This window comes from Marinobacter sp. (genome assembly GCF_052094685.1).
Classification (GTDB): Bacteria; Pseudomonadota; Gammaproteobacteria; order Pseudomonadales; family Oleiphilaceae; genus Marinobacter.
On sequence record NZ_JBQDKB010000014.1, the window covers coordinates 59382 to 60935 of the forward strand.

General features: G+C 57.4%; 1 pseudogene. It reads right to left on the bottom strand.

Features of this window, described 5'->3' with window-relative positions:
• Positions 1 to 261: 261 nt before the first annotated feature.
• Positions 262 to 1554 (bottom strand): annotated as a pseudogene (locus ACTH3S_RS05120) (hypothetical protein); the annotation flags it as partial.

The following is a 1554-nucleotide window of genomic DNA, read 5'->3' on the forward strand; positions in this document are numbered from 1 at the left end:
TTTTTGACGCTGGTTTTTGTTGTGCTTTCGGTTTTTTTTGCTGGGCGGGTGCGCCGGGGGTCGGGTTGGGGGGGTGTTGGTTTGGGGGGTTAAAACCGCCCCCCCCCCCCCCTCTCCCCAACCCCTCTCCCGCCAAGGGCGAGGGGCTTACACACCTGAGGCCTGAGAATTTGGCTGTGAGGTCCCAGGGTTCCGCGTCTTTACTCCCCTCACCCCTTGCGGGAGAGGGGCCGGGGGGAGAGGGGAAGGTGCCAGCGCCTCTCACCGCCGCCGTTGAAAGTAAACACTCAAATTTTGCCCCATTAAACTCTGCACCTCACTCCCTAGAACTTCCGCCTGAATCTGCGACTGTACCGGCTTGGCTGCCAAGCTATGACCATCCTCATCACGGGCTTTTACCAGCTTCCATTCCACCTCATTGCTCACCATCGCCATCAGGTCTTTAAGCTGGGCTTCATCCTGCGCCCGAAACCAGCGGTCGCGGCAACCGCCAAGGCTGTAGAAGTCGTCTTCGTGGGAAAGCTCCTGCCAGGTGGCATCTTGCCGGTTGGTTAGCACCATTCTACGAAGTTGGCGCAAAGTCGAGCGAGTTGGCTGCAAGCCGTGCTCTTTAATCAGCTTCCGCATCTGCCTGTCGCCGGTTGTTTGTTCGGCAATGGCTGTATGCAAGTGCACAATGGCGCCAGAGCCGGAGGCGCTGTTCACTAGTGCCGCCAAGGAGAGTTCTGTCATGGCCGGGGGGGGCAGGCGGCCGACTTCAACCCAGTGTACTTGGTGGCCATCTGCCACAAATTGTTGGGCGATAGACCAGGGCCAGAACACAATGTTGCTGATTTCAGATTCGGCGGCTATGCGTGTGGCTTTGGCGATGTTGGCCAGGGACTCATCTACGGCGATAACTTCCACGTCTGCCAAGTAGCGCGCAAGCTCCATGGCTCGCTGGCCGGACTGGGCGCCACACACCATAATGCGTAGAGTGTCTGGTAGTTTTTCTGTGGCCAATCCCAGCTCTATTGCCATCACTGACTTCAGGCTGCTTTGCGCGCGATAAGCCAGTTTCGACCAGGCCGGCCAAGCTTGTGGCACGTCGGTTTTATCCAGGCACAGTTCTTCTGCTTTTTCATCAAAAAGCTGTTTGATGCCTTCTTCTTCCGCGCGGTGATAGTAGCTGGCGGCGAGTACTGGCTGAAGTGCCAGTGGCCAGTCCACCAGGTTCCATTGCCCAACCTGCACGGCAAAATCTTGGTGGAAGAGTGCCCCGTACATGGCGCTGATCATCAACGAACCCGTGAGTGCCTCTTGGGCCTCGCCCATCACAAGCTGTGCTTTAAGGCTATTGTTCACGGCCGTTACGAGCCGTTCTTCGTCATCTTCAGCTGCCAGCCCATAGCCAGTGCGATCTGCATACTGTGCGATGGCGAGGGTGAGTTGTTGAAGTTCATCCCGAAGCTCTACGGTTTGGGCGACTTCCGCCAGAATGGCGCGGCGTAGCATCACAACTAGCTCTTCAACAGCTGGGCTTGGCATCAGGGTTTTTTGCAGCGCCAGAATCAG